The sequence below is a fragment of the Spongiactinospora rosea genome (genome assembly GCF_003315795.1).
GTDB lineage: Bacteria > Actinomycetota > Actinomycetes > Streptosporangiales > Streptosporangiaceae > Spongiactinospora > Spongiactinospora rosea.
This window is the reverse complement of the sequence record NZ_QMEY01000003.1, coordinates 542,589-560,864: the sequence shown is the minus strand read 5'-3', so window position 1 is coordinate 560,864 and position 18,276 is coordinate 542,589. Positions and strand designations below refer to the sequence as shown.

The following is an 18,276-nucleotide window of genomic DNA, read 5'->3' as shown; positions in this document are numbered from 1 at the left end:
GTGGACGTCAAGGCCCACTTGAGTGGACATTACCTGACGAAGGGCTTCCGGCGACCGAGCAACGCCGTACCGATCCGCAGGTGTGTCGCGCCGTTTGCGATCGCCTCGTCCAGGTCGCCGCTCATCCCCGCGGAGATGACGGTGGCGGCCGGGTGCCCGGCGCGTACCGCCCCCGCGATCTCGCGCAGCCGGGCGAACGCCTTGGCGGGCTCCTCCCCCAGCGGCGCGACCGCCATCACCCCGCGCAGCGCCAGCCCCTCGGCCGCCGCCACCGCGTCGGCCACCGCGAGCACGTCGGCGGGCCTCGCGCCACCGCGTGTCGGATCGTCGTCCAGCGCCACCTGTACCAGGCAGCCGACCTCCCGCCCGGCCCGCACGGCCTCTGTGCTCAACGCACCGACCAGCCGCGGGCGGTCCACCGAGTGCACGACCGCGGCATGGCCGACCACCAGACGGACCTTGTTGGTCTGCAACTGCCCGACGAAATGCCAGGTCAGCGGAAGATCAGCGCATTCTTCCGCCTTGCCCGCCGCCTCCTGGGCGCGGTTCTCGGCGACGTCACGGACCCCGAGTCCGGCGAGAATCCGCACATCGGAGGCGGGGTAGGTCTTGGTCACGGCGACCAGCGAGACCTCCGCCCGGTCCCTGCCCGCCGCACGGCACGCCGCCGCGATGCGCGCCTCTACCGCCTCAAGCCCCGCCGCGATCTCCTCGCGCCGTGTCGTCCCGCTCACTTCTCGCCGCCCACCAGTCGTCACGTTGGCATTCACTCAGCGGCACCATCGTCCCCCCTCCCCCTTTCCCGCCCCGCATCGGGCCGAGGGTGAGAAGGATCACTTCAGGAAGTCGGGAACGTCGAGTTCCTCTTCCTCCTCGAAGACGACCCGGGGCCGGGGCTGGTCCGGCATCCGGGAGCTGATCGGCGTGGGCGGGGCGGGCGAGGTGGCGGGCTCGGCGACGGGCCTGGCCAGCGAGAGGCCGGGCGGTTCGTCGGCGGGCGCCTCCGGCGAGGTGGCGCCGGCCAGCGGGCGCACCGGCGCGGGCGGCTCGGGGCGCGGTTCGGGCCGGGGCTGCGGGCGCGGCTCGATGCGCGGCTCGGGCCGGGGCATCTCCTGGCGCTGCGGCTCGCGCGGCGTCTCATAGCGCGGGGTCTCGTGGCGCGGCTCGGGTCTGTGCGGCGCCTCTGACCTGGGTGGAGGGTCGGAGCGGGCGGACTCCGTACGGTGGTCCGCCTTGACGCTCGGCGTACCCGGCGATGAGCGGACCGGCCCCGGAGAGGCCGGCGCGGCGGGCCGCGCGGGCTGCGGCCGGGCCGTGGGCTGGTGGGCGACAGGTGCCGGGCTCTCCCTGGCCGGCTCGTCGAACCCGGCCGCGATCACCGTGACCCGCACCTCGTCGCCGAGGGCGTCGTCGATGACCGTGCCGAAGATGATGTTGGCTTCGGGGGCCGCCGCGTTGGAGACGAGCTGGGCGGCCTCGTTGATCTCGAACAGGCCGAGGTCGGAGCCGCCCGCGATGGACAGCAGCACCCCGTGCGCGCCGTCGATGCTGGCCTCCAGGAGGGGGCTGGAGACGGCCATCTCGGCGGCGGCGACCGAGCGGTCGTCGCCCCTGGCGTGTCCGATGCCCATCAGCGCGGAGCCCGCGCCGGACATGACCGACTTCACGTCGGCGAAGTCGAGGTTGATCAGACCGGGGGTGGTGATGAGATCCGTTATGCCCTGCACACCGGACAGCAGCACCTGGTCGGCCGCCTTGAAGGCGTCCAGGACGCTCACCTGCCGGTCGGAGATCGACAGCAGCCGGTCGTTGGGGATCACGATGAGGGTGTCGACCTCGTCGCGCAGTGTCTCTATTCCGGCCTCGGCCTGGGAGGCGCGCCGCCGTCCCTCGAAGCTGAACGGCCGGGTGACGACTCCTATGGTGAGCGCCCCCAGGGACCGGGCGATGCTGGCCACCACGGGCGCGCCGCCGGTGCCGGTGCCGCCGCCCTCCCCGGCGGTCACGAACACCATGTCCGCGCCCTTGAGGACCTCTTCGATCTCCTCCCGGTGGTCTTCGGCCGCCTTGCGGCCCACCTCCGGGTTGGCGCCCGCGCCAAGGCCGCGCGTGAGTTCTCTGCCGACATCGAGTTTGACGTCGGCGTCACTCATCAGCAGCGCCTGGGCGTCGGTGTTGATGGCGATGAACTCGACGCCCTTGAGTCCCTCCTCGATCATTCGGTTGACGGCGTTGACGCCGCCGCCGCCGATGCCGACGACCTTGATGACCGCGAGGTAGTTCTGCGGTGCTGCCACGACGAGGGGCCTTTCCGCTCGTTGACTTGCGATGTTTCCGGTGACTTACGGTGTTCGTGCGGTACGGCGATGCCGTGCCCGCGATTCCCAAACCCTCACCCTCAAGTTGAGATTTAGATTTATGTCAACCTGAGGATTGATACGGACAGTAGGAGTTACGCTCTACGCGGGTCAACTAACCGCGCCGCAAGCGCGCCCGGCGTGTCGCGGCGTGTCCTTTTCGCGCGGCACCCCCGGCGGCCCGTCGCGGCGGGCCTGACGATCTCATTCCACGGTCACGACCTCGGGCGAGCTGACGTCGTAGCTGTCCGCGGGCTTCTTGAGCAAGGTCATGAGGATACGCGCCTTCTGCCGGGCGCGGTCCGCGCCGCCCCACACCACCGTCCTGCCGTCCCCCAGGCGCAGGGACACGGCTTCGGGGCCCGTGGCCCGTACCTCGGCGACCTTGGGCGCGAGCGCCGCGGGCAGTGAGACGATCACCGCGAGGGCCGCCCTGGTCGCCGGGTCGTCGGGACCGGGACGGTTCACCCGGAGCAGCGGCAGCCTCGGCGATCCCACGGACCGGACCTCGGTCACCACGCCGTACTTGTCCACCAGCGCCGCCTTGCCCGCCACCGGGACCACCGCCACAGGGCGGCGCTCCACGATCGCGATCCGGAGCGTCCCCGGCCAGGTGCGCTCCACGGCGGCCGACTCGATCTGCCGGATGCCGAGGACCCGCGCCTGCACGCCGCCGAGATCGACGGTCGCCAGCGGGTGACCGTCCGGGACGCCCGCGGCCCGCTGGATCTGCTCGGACGGCACGGTGAGATTTCCCACAACCTTGATCTCCCGCAGGCCCAGCACGCTGGAGAAGAACACGATCCAGGTCGCGCAGCCGACCACCGCCGCGAACAGCACGAGCACCAGCACCACCCGCCAGCCGGTCCAGCGGCCCCTGGCCGCCCCGGCGTCCTCGCCGCCCGCGGGCGGCGGCGCGGGAGGCCCGGGGGGTTCCGGCGGTCCAGGGGCGTCGTCCACCTCGCCCGCCCGATCGGCCGTCCCGGCGGCATCGGCGGCCCCGGTGGTCCCCGGTTCGCCGCCGCCCCGCCCGGAGGCGGCCATGATCAGGACTTCTGCCGCTCCCGCCCCGTGCCAGGGGGCCGGAAGGCGGGGCACGTCCCGGCCCCGGCGTCTTTCATGACAGACGACCCGCGCCCGGTGGTACGGCGGCGCGGTGTGCGGTCCCCTTCGCGTGGCCATGCGGTCGTGCGGTGTCCCTCCGATAGGCGTGCATGGAAAAGGGGGAGGATCAGCGGCTCGAAAGCTCCGCGACGATCATAGGGCCCAGCTCGGTGACATCACCCGCGCCCATGGTCAAGACGAGGTCACCGGCGCGTGCTTTGGCGGCGACCAGCGCCGGTACGTCGGCGCGGTCGGTCACGTAGGCGACCTGCCCGGCCGGCAGCGGCACCTTGCCCGCGACCAGGGCGCCGGAGACGCCGGGCTCGGGATCTTCCCTGGCGCCGTAGACGTCCATCACGATGGCCTCGTCGGCCAGGGCGAGCGCCACGCCGAACTCGTCGGCGAAGAACCTGGTCCGCGAGTACAGGTGCGGCTGGAAGACCGCGATCACCCGGCCCTGGCCCGCCGAGAACCCGGCGACCACGTCGCGTGCGGCGCGCAGGTCGGCGGCCAGCTCGGTCGGGTGGTGGGCGTAACTGTCGAAGACCGCGACACCGCCCGCCTCGCCCTTGGACTCGAAGCGCCGCTTGGCCCCGGTGAAGGCCGCCAGGCCGTCGCGGATCTCGTCGAAGGGCAGGCCGAGCTCCACCGCGACCGCGATGACGGCGGTGGCGTTGAGGGCGTTGTGCGCGCCGGGCACCGACAGGCGTACCGGGCCGTGGCCCTCGACCTCGAAGGCGACGCCGAAGCCGTCCGGGCGGACCGCGCGGATGCGCAGGTCGGCGTCTTCGGCCTCACCGTAGGTGCGGACGCGCAGGCCGCGCTCGCGGGCCTGGGGGATCAGCGCGGCCGAGCCCGGGTCGTCGGCGCAGACGATCAGCGAGGAGCCGACCCGCTCCACGAAGCGGGCGAAGCTGTCGTACACGGCGTCGGGGTCGCCGTAGTTGTCCAGGTGGTCGGCCTCGACGTTGGTGACCACGGCGATGCCCGGGGCCAGCATCAGGAACGACCCGTCGCTCTCGTCGGCCTCGGCCACGAAGACCTCGCCCGCGCCCTCGTCGGCGCCCAGCCCGGTGGTGACGAGCTGCCCGCCCACACAGTAGGAGGGGTCGGCGCCGCACTTCTGGAGGGCCACGGTGAGCATGGAGGTGGTGGTGGTCTTGCCGTGAGTGCCCGCGACCGCCACGCCGGTACGGCCCGCCATGACGGCGGCCAGCGCCGCGGCCCGCGGGATGACCCGCAGCCCCTGGCGCAGCGCCTCCCCCAGCTCGGGGTTGGAGTCGCGGATCGCGGTGGAGACCACCACGGTGTCGATGTTCTTGATGTGGGAGGCGGCGTGGCCGATGTGGACCGTCGCGCCCAGCTCGCGCAGCTCGGTGACCAGGGGGGAGGTACGTGTGTCGCTGCCGCTCACCCGGACGCCGCGCTTGAGCAGGATGCGCGCGATGCCGGACATTCCGGCGCCGCCGATGCCGATGAAGTGGACCCTGCCGAGGTCGCCGGCGGCGACCGGCTCGACGAGTTTGACCAGGCTCATCCGCGGGTCACCGCCCTTCTCGCCGGGTGGCGGCGATCTGCAGCACCCGGTGGGCCATGACCTCGTCGGCGTCTCTGCGGCCGAGCCTGGCGGACGCCTCGGACATCATCGCGACCCGCTCGGGGTCGGACAGGATCGGCAGCAGGTGGTGGGCGATCCACTCGGGGTCGAGGTCGGCGTCGTCGACCATGAGGCCGCCGCCCGCGGCCACGATCGGGGCGGCGTTGGTGCGCTGCTCGCCGTTCCCGTGCGGCAGCGGCACGTAGGCGGCGGGCAGGCCGACCGCGGTCAGCTCGGCGCAGGTCATCGCGCCGCTGCGGCACAGCGCGAAGTCGGCGGCGGCGTAGGCCAGCTCCATCCGGTCGATGTAGGGCAGCACGACGTACTGGGGATCGCCGGGCGGCGGCTCGTGCTCGATGGTGTTCCTCGGGCCGAGCACGTGCAGCACCTGGACGCCCGAGCGGCGCAGGGTGTCGCTCGCGGCGAGCGCGGCCTGGTTGAGCGAGCGGGCCCCCTGGGAGCCGCCGAAGACCAGCAGCGTCGGCAGGTCGGCCTCCAGGCCGAACCACGAGCGGGCCTTGTCCCCCATGGACAGGCGGTCCAGGTGGGAGATGTCGTGCCTGAGGGGGATCCCGAGGTATTGGGCGTGAGTGAGGGCCGTTTCCGGATGTCCGGTGTAGACGTGCTCGGTCAGCCGCGCGCCGAGCCGGTTGGCCAGGCCGGGGCGTGGGTTGGCCTCGTGCACCACGATCGGCACGCCCCTGCGGCGGGCGGCGAGGTAGCCGGGGGTGGCGACGTAACCGCCGAACCCGACCACGACGTCGGCCTGAACCCGGTCGAGCACCCCGGCCGCTGCGTTGATCGCGCCGGCCAGCCGCCCGGGGACGGTGAGGAGCTGCGGCGTGAGCGCGCGCGGCAGCGGCACCGCCGGTATGAGCTGCAGCTCATACCCCCGCTCCGGGACCAGGCGGGTCTCCAGGCCGCGCTCGGTGCCCAAGCAGGTGATTCCGGTGTCCGGGGCCAGCCGGCGCAACGCGTCGGCAAGGGCGAGCGCCGGCTCGATGTGCCCGGCCGTCCCGCCGCCCGCGAGGACCACCCTCATGTCGGTCCTTTCACTTCACCTATCGAATGACCGCCCTGTACGGCCCGCACGGCGACTGCGCGCCTTCGGACCGCCCAGGCCAAGCCAGCTTAGGGCTCTCGCCACCGGTCCGGGGCCACGCGCGGCCAGAGCCTCGCGGGCGCCTGGCTCCCGCCTGGCGAATGACAACAACATGCCAAGCGCGGCGAGTGTGGGCAACAGGGCCGAACCACCATAGGACACCAGCGGCAACGGGATGCCGGTGATGGGCAGGACACCGATCACCGCGCCGATGTTCACGATGGCCTGACCGGCGACCCAGGCCACTGTGGCGGCCGAGGCGAGCCGGATGAACGGGTCGTTCACCCTGGAGGCCACCCGGAGACCGGCATAACCGAGCAGGCCGAAAAGCGTCACGACGGCAAGTGTGCCCGCCAGTCCGAGTTCCTCACCGAGGATGGCGAAGATGAAGTCGCTTTCGGAATGCGGCAGCCAGCTCCATTTCTGCCGGCTGCTGCCCAGCCCGAGCCCGAACCACCCTCCGGAGCCCATCGCGATCTGCCCTTGGACCGCCTGGTAGCCCGCGCCCTGAGCATCCTCCCACGGACGCAGATATGCCGTGACACGGGCCATCCGGTACGGCTCGACGGTGATCATGATGACCGCCGCCAGCACGGCCCCCAGGAGGATCACGCCGAAGATCCGGACCGGGGCTCCGACCACCCACAGCAGCGACAGGAAGATCAGCATCAGCACCAGGGTGGTGCCGAGGTCGCGGCCGAGCATGACCATCACGGCCAGGATGGCCGTGCCGGGCATCAGCGGGATCAGGAGCTGCCGCCACTCGATCCGGCCCGCCCTGGCCTTACGGGCCAGCAGGTCGGCCCCCCACAGGGCCAGGCCGAGCTTGGCGGGCTCCGACGGCTGCAGGTAGATGGGACCGAGGTCGATCCACCGCTGCGCGCCCTGCTGGGACTCGCCGACCAGGATCACCAGGATCAGGCCGATCACAGAGAGCACCATCAGGGGATATCCGGCCAGCCGGAAAAACCGTTGCGGCAGGCGGGAGCAGATCCACATGATCGGTACGCCCAGCGTCGCGGAGAACGACTGCCGCAGGAACCAGGAGAACGGGCTGCCGGTCTCCTGCAGCGCCTCGATGCTGGAGGCGGAGAGCACCATCATCAGGCCCAGCGCGAGCAGCAGCGCGCTACAGCCCAGCACCAGGTAGTAGGAGGTGAGCGGCCGGTCCAGCAGTTCGAGCAGCGCGCCCATCCGCTCACGGAACAACCCGCGACGATCCCACCCGCCACGCGGACCCCGCGCCGCACCGGCCGCGTTCTTCCGCGCCACCGGCTCAGCGGCCCCGGTCCCCGTGTCCGTCGTCATCTCCCCCACCTCCCCCGCCACGAGTCCTCCGCCTTCGCCTCCGGCACCGCGCGGCCCCACCGCGGGACACCCGTCCGGGCACGCGCCCTCGGCATCGCACGGCCCCGCCGCGACGCGCCGGTAACGGCGTCCGGCTCAGGCATCGCGCGCTCCCGCCCCGCCGCGCCCGCATCCGGCCCTGTACGGACCCGCCATGAGGCGTCGGCCCTCCGGGCGCGAAAGCCCGCCCCGCGAGGCGTGGGCGGCCCGCTCGCCTCCGCGCCGGAGAACCGGCCGGCCCGAAACCCTGCCGTACGCCGGGTGACTGAAAAAAGCGGGGCGCGCTGGATGGGAGAGGGGGCGGGGGGTCACTCCTGGGCTCCGGCGGGGTCGGCCGCCAGGCGGTGGACGGCCCGGGCGAACGCCTCCCCCCGGGCCCCGTAGTTGTCGAAGATGTCCTGGGAGGCTCCGGCGGGGGCGAGCAGTACGGTGTCGCCGGGGGCGGCGAGCCCCGCGGCCTCGGTGACGACGCGGTCCATCACCCCAGTGTCTTGCCCGGGCACCTCCACCACGGGGACATTCGCCGCGTGTCGCGCCAGTGCCGTCCGAATTCGCTCACGGTCCGCGCCCAATAGGACGGCGGCGCGCAGCCGGGGCGCGGCCCGGCGTACGAGGTCGTCGACGTCGGCCCCCTTCAGCAGGCCGCCCGCCACCCACACGATCGACGGGTAGGCCGCCAGGGAGGCCCCGGCGGCGTGCGCGTTGGTGGCCTTGGAGTCGTTGACGTAGCTCACTTCGCCGACCGTGGCCACGAACTCCATCCGGTGCGGGTCGGGCACGAAGTCGGCCAGTCCCTGCCGTACGGCCGCGACCGGCACGCCGTAGGAGCGGGCCAGGGCGGCGGCGGCGAGGGCGTTGGCCACGTTGTGCGGCGCGAACGGCCGTACGTCGGACAGCTCCGCCAGCTCTTCGGCGTTGTCCGCGGGGTCGGCCACGAAGGCGCGGTCCACCAGCAGGTCCTCGACGACGCCGAGCTGCCCCGGGCGCGGCACCCGCAGGGTGAAGCCCACCGCCCCCGCGTACGGCTCCGCCAGGCGCGTGGCGATCTCGTCGTCGGCGTTGTAGACCACCGTGCCCGCGCGCTCGAACACCTTGCCCTTGACCCTGGCGTACTCGTCCAGCGAGCCGTGCCAGTCCAGGTGGTCGGGCGCGACGTTGAGCACCGCCGCCGTGTGCGGGGCCAGGCTGTTCGACCAGTGCAACTGGAAGCTGGACAGCTCGACCGCGAGCACGTCGCCCGGCCCCGAGACCGCCTCCACGATGGGCGTGCCGATGTTGCCCACCGCGAGCGCCTTGTGCCCGGCGGCGGTCAGCATGGCCGCCAGCATGCGGACCACGGTGGTCTTGCCGTCGGTGCCGGTGAGCGCGAGCCAGGGCGCGGCCCCCGCGGGCCGCAGCCGCCAGGCCAGCTCCACCTCGCCGATGACCGCAACGCCCGCCTCGGCCGCGGCGGTCAGCAGCGGGTGGGACGGCGGCCAGCCGGGCGAGGTGACCAGCAGCGTGGTGTCCGCGGGCGGCTTCGCGTCCGGCCCGAACCGCACCTCCACGCCCAGCCCGGCCAGCTCGGCCGCCGCCGCGCGCTGCCGTTCGCCGTCCTTGGCCTCAAGGACCACGACGCGCTCGCCGCGCCCGGCCAGCGCCCGCGCCGCGGCCTGACCCGACACGCCGAGACCGGCCACAGTGATCATGACTTGGGCATCCATTCGACGTAGAACAGGCCGAGCCCGGCCGCCGCGCACAGCCCCGCGATCAGCCAGAACCGGACCACGATGGTGGTCTCCGCCCAGCCCGCCAGCTCGAAGTGGTGCTGCAGCGGCGCCATCCGGAAGACGCGTCTTCTGGTCATCTTGAAGAACCCGACCTGGATGATCACCGACAGGGTGATGATGACGCACATCCCGGCCAGGATGATCAGCAGGAGCTGGGTGCGGGTGGTGACGGCCAGCCCGGCGATCACGCCGCCCAGCGCCAGCGAGCCGGTGTCGCCCATGAAGATCTTGGCGGGTGGGGCGTTCCACCACAGGAAGCCCACCAAGGCCCCTAGCACCGCCGCGGCCACCACCGCCAGGTCGAGCGGATCGCGCACCCAGTAGCAGTTCGGGCCGAGCTGGTTCACGCAACTGTTGCGGAGCTGCCAGTTGCCGATCAGCACGTAGGAGGCGAGCACCACCCCGGTCGCGCCGGAGGCCAGGCCGTCCAGGCCGTCGGTGAGGTTCACCGCGTTGGAGAAGCCGACGATCATGATCAGCACCCAGATGATGAAGGGGATCAGGCTGATCGAGGGGCCGAAGTCTCGCAGGAAGGAAAGGCGGGTGGTGGCGGGGGTGATGTCGTAGGCGTTGGGGAAGCGGACCACCAGGACGGCGAACACCGCGCCCACGATGAGCTGGCCGAACGCCTTGGCGCCGCTGCGCAGGCCCAGGCTGCGCTGCTTGTAGATCTTGATGAAGTCGTCCAGGAAGCCCACCGCGGCCAGCCCGGTCATCAAGAACAGCACCAGCCCGCCGGAGATGGTGGGGGTGGTGAGCGTGGCGGCGTGCGAGGCGGCGTACCCGAGCAGCGCGGCGATCACGATCACGGTGCCGCCCATGGTGGGCGTGCCGCGCTTGTCGTAGTGGCCGGACGGGCCCTCCTCCCGGATGTTCTGGCCGTATCCACGCCGGGAGAACACGCGCATCGCGACCGGTGTACCGATCATCGAGAGCAGCAGCGCCACCGCGGCGGCGACAAGGATGTCCCTCACTGGGCGGCACCCCCGAGCAGCAGCTCGGCCACGCGTTCCAGCCCGGTGGCCCGCGATCCCTTGATCAGCACGACGTCTCCTGGAGCCAGTCTGGGCAGCAGCGCCTGTGCCGCCGCCGGGGGGTCGGGCACGTGCAGCACCGGCGCGCCCGCCGCGCCGGCCACGATCGAGCGGGCCTCCTCGCCGCCCACCACGATCAGCCCGGCGAGGCCGGCGCCCGCGGCCATCCGGCCGGCCTGCTCGTTGAGCAGCCGGCCCTCTTCGCCGAGTTCCAGCATCGGTGCGATCACCGCGAACCTGCGCCGCTGCCGCCCGAGTTCGCCGAGGGTGACGAAGGCCGCGCGCATGGAGTCGGGGTTGGCGTTGTACGCGTCGTTGATCACGGTGACGCCGTCCGGCCGGTCGGTGACCTCCATCCGCCACGGGCTGCGCGGCACCGACTCGGAAAGCTGCCTGGCGATGGTGGCGACCGGGAGGCCCAGTTCGTAGGCCGCGGCGGCGGCGGCCAGCGCGTTGTAGACCATGTGCTCGCCGTACAGGCGCAGCGCGACCGGCGCGTCGCCGGAGGGCGTGCACAGGGTGAAGCGGGCCCGGCCGCGGTCGTCGAGCGAGAGGTCCTCGGCCCGTACGGCGGCCTCCGGCGTGCGGCCGAACAGCGTCACCCGGGCGGGGCGGCGGTCGGCCATCGCGCGTACGTGCGGGTCGTCGGCGTTCAGCACCGCGACGCCGCCCTTGCCCGGCAGCGCCTCGACCAGTTCGCCCTTGGCCTTGGCGATCGCCTCCCTGCTGCCGAACACGCCGAGGTGGGCGGTGCCGACGTTGAGCACCACGCCGATCTGCGGCGGCGCGATGCGGGCCAGGGCGGCGATGTGCCCGACGTTGCGGGCGCTCAGCTCCAGCACCATGAACCTCGTCGCGGCGTCGGCCCGCAGCACGGTGAGCGGGTGGCCGATCTCGTTGTTGTGGGAGCCGGCCGGGGAGACGGTGGGGCCGATCAGGGAGGTGAGCCCGGCCAGCAGGTCCTTGGTGGTGGTCTTGCCGGCGGAGCCGGTCACGCCGAGCACGGTGGGCCCGGGGAGTTCGGCGCACACCTCGGCGGCGAGGGCGGCCAGGGCGGCGAGCACGTCGCCGACGATCACCGTGGGGGCCTCGGTGGGCCGGGCGGCGAGCACCGCGACGGCCCCGGCGCGGTGCGCCTCCTCGGCGAAGTCGTGCCCGTCCACGCGAGCGCCCTTGAGGGCGACGAACAGAGATCCCGGCTCGGCGGCCCGCGAGTCGACCACCACGGGCCCGCGCACGACCGCGCGGGGATCGGCAATGCCCGTGAGCGCCCCCGAGGTTATCTCGGCGACCCTCGCCAGCGGCATCGGGATCATGCTTCTTCCCTACTCTCCATATGTTTCCCGGCGGCGGACGGCCTGCGCGGCCACCTGCCGGTCGTCGAAGGGGATCACCTCGCCGGCGATGTACTGCCCCTGCTCGTGACCCTTGCCGGCGATCAGGACGACATCGCCGGGCCCGGCCCGTCGCACCGCGAGGCCGATGGCCGCGGCGCGGTCCGGTTCCATGATCACATGCGCGCGTTCCCGGGGCGGGACGTCCAGCACCCCTTCGAGCATGGCGTCCAGGATGACCAGAGGGTCTTCGGAGCGCGGGTTGTCGCTCGTGAGAACGACCACGTCGGCCAGCCGGGCGGCGGCCTCCCCCATCAGCGGGCGCTTGCCCTGGTCGCGGTCGCCGCCGCAGCCGAGCACCACGATGAGCGTGCCCGCGGTGACCTCGCGCAGCGACCGCAGCACCGACTCCACCGCGCCCGGTTTGTGGGAGTAGTCGACGATCACCTCGTAGTCGCCGCCGGTCTCGACCCGCTCCATGCGGCCCGGTACGCCGCGCAGCGAGCCCACGCCGTGGACCGCGGCCTGCATCGGCACTCCGGCCTCCACCAGGGCGACGATCGCGCCCAGGGTGTTGGACACGTTGAAGGGGCCGGGCAGCGACACCGTGACGTCCGCCTCCACCCCGCCCGGGCCCACCACCCGGAAGGTGCTGCCGTCGCCGCCGCAGCGGACGTCCTGCGCCCGCCACTCGGCCCGCGCCGACCCCGCCGCGGAGAACGAGGTCATCGGGATCTTGGCCATGCCCAGCAGCTCGCGGCCGTGGGCGTCGTCGAGGTTGACCACCCCGACGCGGCTGAACTCCGGCGTGAACAGCCTCGCCTTGGTGGCGAAGTAGTCGTCGAGGTCGCGGTGGAAGTCGAGGTGGTCCTGGGAGAGGTTGGTGAACACGGCCACGTCGTAGCGCACGCCGTCCACCCGGTCCAGGGCCAGGGCGTGACTGGAGACCTCCATGGCGGCGGCGGTGACGCCCTCCTCGCGCATCAGCGCGAGGAGGCCGTGCACGTCGCTCGCCTCCGGCGTGGTGAGCTGCGCGGGGAAGCTCCGGCCGGCCACGTGGATCTCCACGCCGCCGATCAGCCCGGCGCTGTGCCCGGCCGCGCGCAGCCCCGCCTCCAGCAGGAACGTGCTGGTGGACTTGCCGCTGGTGCCGGTCACCCCGAGGACGGTCACGGCGGCGGCCGGATCGCCGTACACCCAGGCGGCGACCTTGCCCAGCACCGCGCGCGGGTCGGGCACCACGAGCACCGGCAGGCCGGTGGCCGCCGCGGTGTCCCGGCCCGCGGGGTCGGTCAGTACGGCGGCGGCCCCGGACGCCAGCGCCTCGGCGGCGAAGCGGGAGCCGTGGAAGTTCGCCCCCGGCAGGGCCGCGTAGAGATCGCCGCGCCGTACCTGGCGCGAGTCGTGGGTGATGCCGGTGACCGCGGCGCGCGGGCCTTCACTGGGCACGCCGAGCAGCGCCGCGAGCCCGGACAGCGGGCGCGGCGGACTCGTCGTCGGACGCATAGACGGGGGACGCACGGCGAGAGCGTACCGTCACTCGTCACCCATCGGCGCGTATCCGCACCGATGGCGGAGTAGTACCGGTAGGTGGAATCTTCCTGCTCTTTAACGCGAAGGTCATGACGTCCTTGAAGACGGGCGCGGCGATCTCGCCGCCGTAGTGCCCCTTGCGAGGGTCCTGGATCACCGAGAGGGCGACGATCCTCGGCTCGTCCGCCGGGGTGAACCCCGCGAACGTCGCCGTGTAACCACAGTAGCCCTGACACTTCGCGTCATAGCGCATCGCGGTGCCGGTCTTGCCGGCCACACGGTAGCCGGGGATGGCCGCCAGCTTGCCGGTGCCCTCCTCGCTCACCGCCGCCTCCAGCATGAGCGCGATGTCCTTGGCGGCGCGCGAACCGATCACCCGGGTACGCTCACCCGGCTCGGCCGGTACGATCTTGCCGTCCTCATCCGCGATCCCGGCCACGATCTGCGGCGTGATCCGCACGCCGCCGTTGGCGATGGTCTGGTAGACGCTGGCCATCTGCAGCGCGGTGACCGACACGCCCTGTCCGTAGGCGATCGTGCAGCCCTGGCTGCCCGACCACTTCTGCCAGCCCGGCAGCAGCCCGGCCTCCTCGCCCGGCAGGCCGCTGCCCGGCTTGACGCCGAACCCGAAGTCGAGGAGCTTCTTGTGCAGCGCCTGGTTCCCGATCTTCTGCGCGGCCATGATCGTGCCGACGTTGCTGGAGGTGGCCACGATCCCGGAGAAGGTCAGCTTCTCCGGCTGGTGTGGGTGGGAGTCGTGCAGCACGCGGTCGGCGCAGCGGATGGAGTCACGTACGTCGAAGACCGACTCCGGGCGCACCGCCCCGGCCTCAAGGGCCGCCGCGGCCGTGATCACCTTGCCGGTGCTGCCGGGCTCGAACACCTCGGCCACGGCGCGGTTGATCCACGCCTCCTGGGGGGTCTTCTGCCAGTTGTTGAGGTCGAGCTCGGGGGCGTTGGCCATGCCCAGGACGTGGCCGTTGCGGACGTCCATCACGATCACGCTGCCGCTGCGCGCGCCGGTGGCCCTGACCTGCTCGGCGATGGCCTTCTGGGCGGCCCACTGGATGTCGCGGTCGATCGTCAGGCGGACCTCTCTGCCGGGCACCGGGGCCTTGCGGGTGTCCCGGGTCATCGGGATGCGCTGGCGGTCCCTGCCCATCTCGATGCTCTGCAGGCCGTCCCGCCCGGCGAGCACCTTGTCGTGGATCCGCTCCAGGCCGACCAGGCCGCGCCCCTCGAAGCCGACGAAGCCGATCAGGCTGCCGGCCAGGTCGTCGCCCGGGTAGAGGCGGCGGTACTGGGACTTGATGCTGACGCCGTTGTAGCCGCGGTCCACGATGCGCTGGGCGACCACCGGATCGACGTCCTTGGCGATGAGCTGGTAGCGCGTCTGGGTGCGGGCCAGCTTGGCGGCGACCTCAGGCTGCGGCTTGCGCAGCTCGGTGGCGAGCATGGCGGCGAGGTTGGTGCGCTGGGCGGGGGTCACCCTGGAGGGGTCCACCGACACCTCCCGCGCCTCGGCGGTGACGGCCAGCTCGTGGCCGTTGATGTCGGTGATGGGGCCGCGCCTGGCGGGCAGCGTCTCGGGCTGCACGCGCTGCTCGGCGGCCCTGGCCTCGTAGACCTTGGAGTCCAGGCCCTGGAGCTGCACCAGCCGCCCGGACAGGATGGACAGCACGAAGGTCATCCCGATCAGGCCGATGCCGATCCGCCTGCGCGGGTTGCCCAGGCGCAGCATCGTGGGGGGCTTCGGCGGACGCGGCGGCCTGCGGGGGCGCGGCGGTCGCTGCGGGTCATGCGGACCCGGCCCGCGCAGCCGCCCGGCCCACGGCGGACCCTCACCATTCCCCCGCCCCGGACGCGGCGGCCCGTCGCCGCTCGCCCTGCCAGGACGTACCGGACCATCGCCGCTCACCCGGGTAGAACGTGCCCCGCCATCACCGTTCGCCCTGCCGGGACGCGCCGGACCATCACCGTTGGCCCGGCCGGAACGGGTCGTGGCCTCGCCGTTCCCCTTTCCGGAACGTGGCGTGCCGTCGCCGGTGGGCTTGCCGGGGCGCGGGGGGCCGTCGCCGGGGCGGCGGTCCTGGCGGGGTGGGTCGTCGCCCGCTCGCCGGGGGGGCGGGGCCTGGTGGCCGTCTCCCGGTGGTGGTCCGGTACCGCCGGGCCTGCGCGGGCCACCGGGCACACGACGACCGGCGCCGGGGCCCCCAGAGGCTCCGGCGCCGGATCCGCCGCGGCCGGGTCCCGAACCCCGGCCACCGCCGTTTCTCACCTGCCCGCGTCCCCCGTCTCGGCGCCCACGGGAGCGCCCTTGCCGATCTCGATCACCCTGGCCGAGGGGTCGGGCCGCGCGCCGAGCTTCCCGGCCCGCTCCGCCAGCGCCTCGGCGGTGTCCTGCCGGGCGTTGTCGAGCTTCTGCCGCTCGGCCTCCCGCTGGATGCGGGCGACGCCGTGGCGAAGCTCGTCGGCCTCGAAGGAGTCCTGGGCCAGGACGGTGTTGAGCAGCAGCAGGGTGACCAGGCCACCGCACAGCAGGCCGACCAGCAGCAGCACGAACGGCGCGCGCGGCGCGCGGCCGCGGCGGGCCGGAGCGGCGGTCGCGGCCCGGGCCGGGCGCGGCAGCCGCCGCGTCTCGCCCGTACGCCACGCGCTCTTCGACGGAGCGCCCCCGCTCAGCAGATCGCGTACCGGACCGGCCTTGCCCAGCACACCGTTGCCCAGGCCGACCCCCTCAGCGGCGGCCTTGCCCGGGGCGGACCCGTCAGGCCCGGCCTTGCCCGGAGCGGGGCGACCCGATGCGCCCCTGTCCGGAACGACCCGGCCGGCGGCACTACGGCCCGAGCCGTTCGCCCCAGGAGCGCCTCTTTCCGGATTGGACCGGCCGGGAGCGGCCTTGCCCGAGCCGGCGCGGCCGGGAACGCCTCTTTCCGGGGCGGAGCGACCGGGAGCACCCTTGCCCGCGCCGGACCGGCCGGGGGCGGCCTTGGCCGGGGCGATCCGGCCGGACGCGCCCTTGCCCGTGGCGGACCGCTCGGAAGTGCCCTTGCCCGCGCCGGACCGGCCGGAGGCGCCCTTGCCCGGGGTCACCCGGTCGGGAGCGCGCTTGCCCGGAGCGCTCCTGCCGGAAGCGGTCCGGCCTGAGGTCTCCTTGCCTGGAGCGGTCCGGTCGGGAGCACCGGTGGCCGGGGAGCCGTTTTCCGGGATCTCTTCCGGGCGCCGCTGGTTCGGCCGGGGGGCCTTCGGGCGCGGCGGGGCCACCCGTGCCGTGGTGGCGCGGGGCTGACGGGGCGTGCGGGAGCGGACTCCACGCGGGAGCTCACGCTCGGTCTTCGTCAACAGGCTCACGGATCCTCTCTGCGGCCCGCAGGCGGGCCGAGGCCGCGCGCGGGTTGCGCGTGACCTCCTCCTCGTCGGGGAGTTCGGCTCCCCTCGTCACCAGGCGGAACCTCGGCTGGTGCGCGGGCAGCGGCACCGGCAGGCCGGGTGGGCCCGTCTCCTTGGTTCGCGCCGCGAGGACCTGCTTGGCCAGCCGGTCCTCAAGGGAGTGGTAGGCGAGCACGACGACCCGCCCGCCCAGGGTGAGCGCGTCGAGGGCGGCGGGGAGCGCCGTCTCCAGGGCGGACAGCTCCTCGTTCACCTCGATGCGCAACGCCTGGAAAGTCCTCTTCGCGGGGTTGCCCCCGGTGCGCCGGGTCGCGGCGGGGATCGCGGTGCGCACGATGTCGGCCAGCCGCCTGGTCGAGTCGATGGGCTCCCTGGCCCGCTCCTCGCAGATCAGCCGGGCGATGCGCGCGGCGAACCGCTCCTCGCCGTAGTCGCGCAGCACGCGGGTCAGCTCCTTCGCCGGATAGGTGTTGACCACCTCCGCCGCCGTGAGCTCCTGTTCGCGGTCCATCCGCATGTCGAGCGGCGCGTCGTAAGAGTAGGCGAATCCTCGTTCCGGCTCGTCGAGCTGCGGCGAGGACACGCCGAGATCGAACAACGCGGCGTCCACGCGCGGCGCCCGGGCCGCCGCGAGCACGGCGGGCAGGTCGCTGGAGACCGCGCGCACCAGCGTGGCGCGCAGGCCGAAGGGGGCCAGCCGTACGGCGGAGCGCTCGACGGCCACCGGATCGCGGTCGATCCCGATCAGCCGGAGCGTGGGGTGGGCCGCGAGCAGCGCCTCCGCGTGCCCGCCGAGCCCGAGGTTGGCATCGACCAGCACCGAGTCCGGCCGGTCCAGCGCGGGCGCGAGGAGGTCGAGCACGCGCGCGAGCATCACCGGCACATGGCCGCCCGCGCGAAGACCGTTGTCATCAGTCGCTCGCATGCTCTTTCCACCCCCTCCCGCCGCTCGTACTCGCGGATGTTTCGCGGCTTCGCCGAACCATCGGCCATCCCGTTCTCTCTCGGGCCCCCACCCGGCCGTCCGGCCAGGTCCCCATCCGCAACCGTCTGGGTGACCGCCACCTGACACCGGGGAAGGTGCATCAGCTGGTGGTCCAGTGGGTGCGGGTGGAGACCTCGCCGAACGACTTGTTACACCGACGATTCGACCGTTGTCACAAAATCCCTGGCAGCACCTCCTCCGACAGATCGGCGAACGCCTGCTCCTGGTCGGACAGGTAGGTCTCCCAGGCACGCGCGTCCCAGATCTCCAGCCGCGTGTTGGCCCCGATCACCACACAGTCACGGGTGAGCCCGGCATACTGGCGAAGGGCTTGCGGGATCGTGATCCGCCCCTGCTTGTCAGGGACCTCGTCGGACGCACTCGCGAAGAGGACACGGCTGTAGTCGCGGACCGCCTTGGCGGTCACCGGCGCGGTGCGCAGAGCCTCGGTGATGCGCTCGAACTCCTCTACGGGAAAAACGTAGAGGCAGCGCTCCTGGCCTTTGGTGATCACCAGACCCTCCGCCAGCTCCTCACGGTACTTCGCCGGCAGGAACAGCCGTCCCTTGTCGTCCAGGCGCGGTTGGTGTGTGCCGAGGAACATCGGCTCCACCTCCCGTGCCTAGTGGAGTGCTCGGTCACGAGAGCACCTGCCCTCCACTGCGCACCACCTTACTCCACTTCTCTCCACCGTCAACTAATCGTCGCCGTGTGTCGCCGCCAT

General features: G+C 72.9%; 14 protein-coding genes. All 14 read right to left on the bottom strand.

What is annotated here, in order from left to right; genetic code table 11:
• Positions 1 to 29 precede the first annotated feature (29 nt).
• Entirely contained in the window at positions 30 to 734 is a 705-nt protein-coding gene (locus tag DP939_RS11175) for a YggS family pyridoxal phosphate-dependent enzyme (RefSeq protein WP_113980542.1), read from the bottom strand.
• 99 nt (positions 735 to 833) lie between these two features.
• Positions 834 to 2,297, bottom strand: a complete 1,464-nt coding sequence (gene ftsZ, locus DP939_RS11170; protein WP_113980541.1) for a cell division protein FtsZ — start codon at positions 2,295 to 2,297, stop codon at positions 834 to 836.
• A 264-nt stretch (positions 2,298 to 2,561) separates the two neighbouring features.
• The gene (locus DP939_RS11165; RefSeq protein ID WP_225878164.1) at positions 2,562 to 3,539 is read right to left on the bottom strand and encodes a cell division protein FtsQ/DivIB; all 978 of its coding nucleotides are present in this window, start codon (positions 3,537 to 3,539) and stop codon (positions 2,562 to 2,564) included.
• 49 nt (positions 3,540 to 3,588) lie between these two features.
• Positions 3,589 to 4,998, bottom strand: coding sequence for a UDP-N-acetylmuramate--L-alanine ligase (murC, locus tag DP939_RS11160; RefSeq protein WP_113980540.1), 1,410 nt, complete (start codon positions 4,996 to 4,998; stop codon positions 3,589 to 3,591).
• Between the two features lie 7 nt (positions 4,999 to 5,005).
• Positions 5,006 to 6,100, bottom strand: coding sequence for an undecaprenyldiphospho-muramoylpentapeptide beta-N-acetylglucosaminyltransferase (murG, locus tag DP939_RS11155; RefSeq protein WP_113980539.1), 1,095 nt, complete (start codon positions 6,098 to 6,100; stop codon positions 5,006 to 5,008).
• 15 nt (positions 6,101 to 6,115) lie between these two features.
• Positions 6,116 to 7,354: a putative lipid II flippase FtsW gene (gene ftsW / locus DP939_RS11150; protein WP_225878184.1), complete on the bottom strand. Its 1,239-nt coding sequence runs from the start codon at positions 7,352 to 7,354 to the stop codon at positions 6,116 to 6,118.
• A gap of 461 nt (positions 7,355 to 7,815) precedes the next feature.
• Positions 7,816 to 9,210 carry a UDP-N-acetylmuramoyl-L-alanine--D-glutamate ligase gene (gene murD / locus DP939_RS11145; RefSeq protein ID WP_113980538.1) on the bottom strand — a complete coding sequence of 465 codons (1,395 nt, stop codon included), beginning with the start codon at positions 9,208 to 9,210 and terminating at the stop codon, positions 7,816 to 7,818.
• Positions 9,192 to 10,250 (bottom strand): phospho-N-acetylmuramoyl-pentapeptide-transferase, encoded by a 1,059-nt coding sequence (mraY, locus tag DP939_RS11140; protein WP_113980537.1) that lies wholly within the window; start codon positions 10,248 to 10,250, stop codon positions 9,192 to 9,194. Before mraY ends, murD begins: the two co-directional genes overlap by 19 nt.
• Positions 10,247 to 11,626: a UDP-N-acetylmuramoyl-tripeptide--D-alanyl-D-alanine ligase gene (locus DP939_RS11135; protein WP_113980536.1), complete on the bottom strand. Its 1,380-nt coding sequence runs from the start codon at positions 11,624 to 11,626 to the stop codon at positions 10,247 to 10,249. The genes mraY and DP939_RS11135 overlap by 4 nt, the downstream gene beginning before the upstream one ends.
• A 9-nt stretch (positions 11,627 to 11,635) precedes the next feature.
• On the bottom strand, positions 11,636 to 13,150 hold the full coding sequence (locus DP939_RS11130) for a UDP-N-acetylmuramoyl-L-alanyl-D-glutamate--2,6-diaminopimelate ligase (protein WP_113980535.1): 1,515 nt from the start codon (positions 13,148 to 13,150) through the stop codon (positions 11,636 to 11,638).
• Positions 13,151 to 13,187: 37 nt separating this feature from the next.
• Complete coding sequence (locus DP939_RS11125; RefSeq protein ID WP_113980534.1) at positions 13,188 to 14,918, bottom strand: peptidoglycan D,D-transpeptidase FtsI family protein; 1,731 nt, start codon at positions 14,916 to 14,918, stop codon at positions 13,188 to 13,190.
• Positions 14,919 to 15,451: 533 nt separating this feature from the next.
• On the bottom strand, positions 15,452 to 16,528 hold the full coding sequence (locus DP939_RS45395) for a hypothetical protein (protein WP_147267952.1): 1,077 nt from the start codon (positions 16,526 to 16,528) through the stop codon (positions 15,452 to 15,454).
• Positions 16,500 to 17,492 carry a 16S rRNA (cytosine(1402)-N(4))-methyltransferase RsmH gene (gene rsmH / locus DP939_RS11115; RefSeq protein WP_113980532.1) on the bottom strand — a complete coding sequence of 331 codons (993 nt, stop codon included), beginning with the start codon at positions 17,490 to 17,492 and terminating at the stop codon, positions 16,500 to 16,502. Before rsmH ends, DP939_RS45395 begins: the two co-directional genes overlap by 29 nt.
• A 232-nt stretch (positions 17,493 to 17,724) precedes the next feature.
• Positions 17,725 to 18,156, bottom strand: a complete 432-nt coding sequence (gene mraZ, locus DP939_RS11110) for a division/cell wall cluster transcriptional repressor MraZ (protein WP_111170440.1) — start codon at positions 18,154 to 18,156, stop codon at positions 17,725 to 17,727.
• Between the last annotated feature and the right edge of the window lie 120 nt (positions 18,157 to 18,276).

What these genes read in the sequence shown, in the direction of transcription:
- DP939_RS11125 (WP_113980534.1), bottom strand. Translation starts at nt 14,918, where the DNA reads ATGCTGCGCCTGGGCAACCCGCGCAGGCGGATCGGCATCGGCCTGATC.
- rsmH (WP_113980532.1), bottom strand. Translation starts at nt 17,492, where the DNA reads ATGCGAGCGACTGATGACAACGGTCTTCGCGCGGGCGGCCATGTGCCG.
- ftsW (WP_225878184.1), bottom strand. Translation starts at nt 7,354, where the DNA reads ATGGGCGCGCTGCTCGAACTGCTGGACCGGCCGCTCACCTCCTACTAC.
- DP939_RS11165 (WP_225878164.1), bottom strand. Translation starts at nt 3,539, where the DNA reads ATGGCCACGCGAAGGGGACCGCACACCGCGCCGCCGTACCACCGGGCG.
- DP939_RS11130 (WP_113980535.1), bottom strand. Translation starts at nt 13,150, where the DNA reads ATGCGTCCGACGACGAGTCCGCCGCGCCCGCTGTCCGGGCTCGCGGCG.
- mraZ (WP_111170440.1), bottom strand. Translation starts at nt 18,156, where the DNA reads ATGTTCCTCGGCACACACCAACCGCGCCTGGACGACAAGGGACGGCTG.
- murG (WP_113980539.1), bottom strand. Translation starts at nt 6,100, where the DNA reads ATGAGGGTGGTCCTCGCGGGCGGCGGGACGGCCGGGCACATCGAGCCG.
- murD (WP_113980538.1), bottom strand. Translation starts at nt 9,210, where the DNA reads ATGGATGCCCAAGTCATGATCACTGTGGCCGGTCTCGGCGTGTCGGGT.
- DP939_RS11135 (WP_113980536.1), bottom strand. Translation starts at nt 11,626, where the DNA reads ATGATCCCGATGCCGCTGGCGAGGGTCGCCGAGATAACCTCGGGGGCG.
- murC (WP_113980540.1), bottom strand. Translation starts at nt 4,998, where the DNA reads ATGAGCCTGGTCAAACTCGTCGAGCCGGTCGCCGCCGGCGACCTCGGC.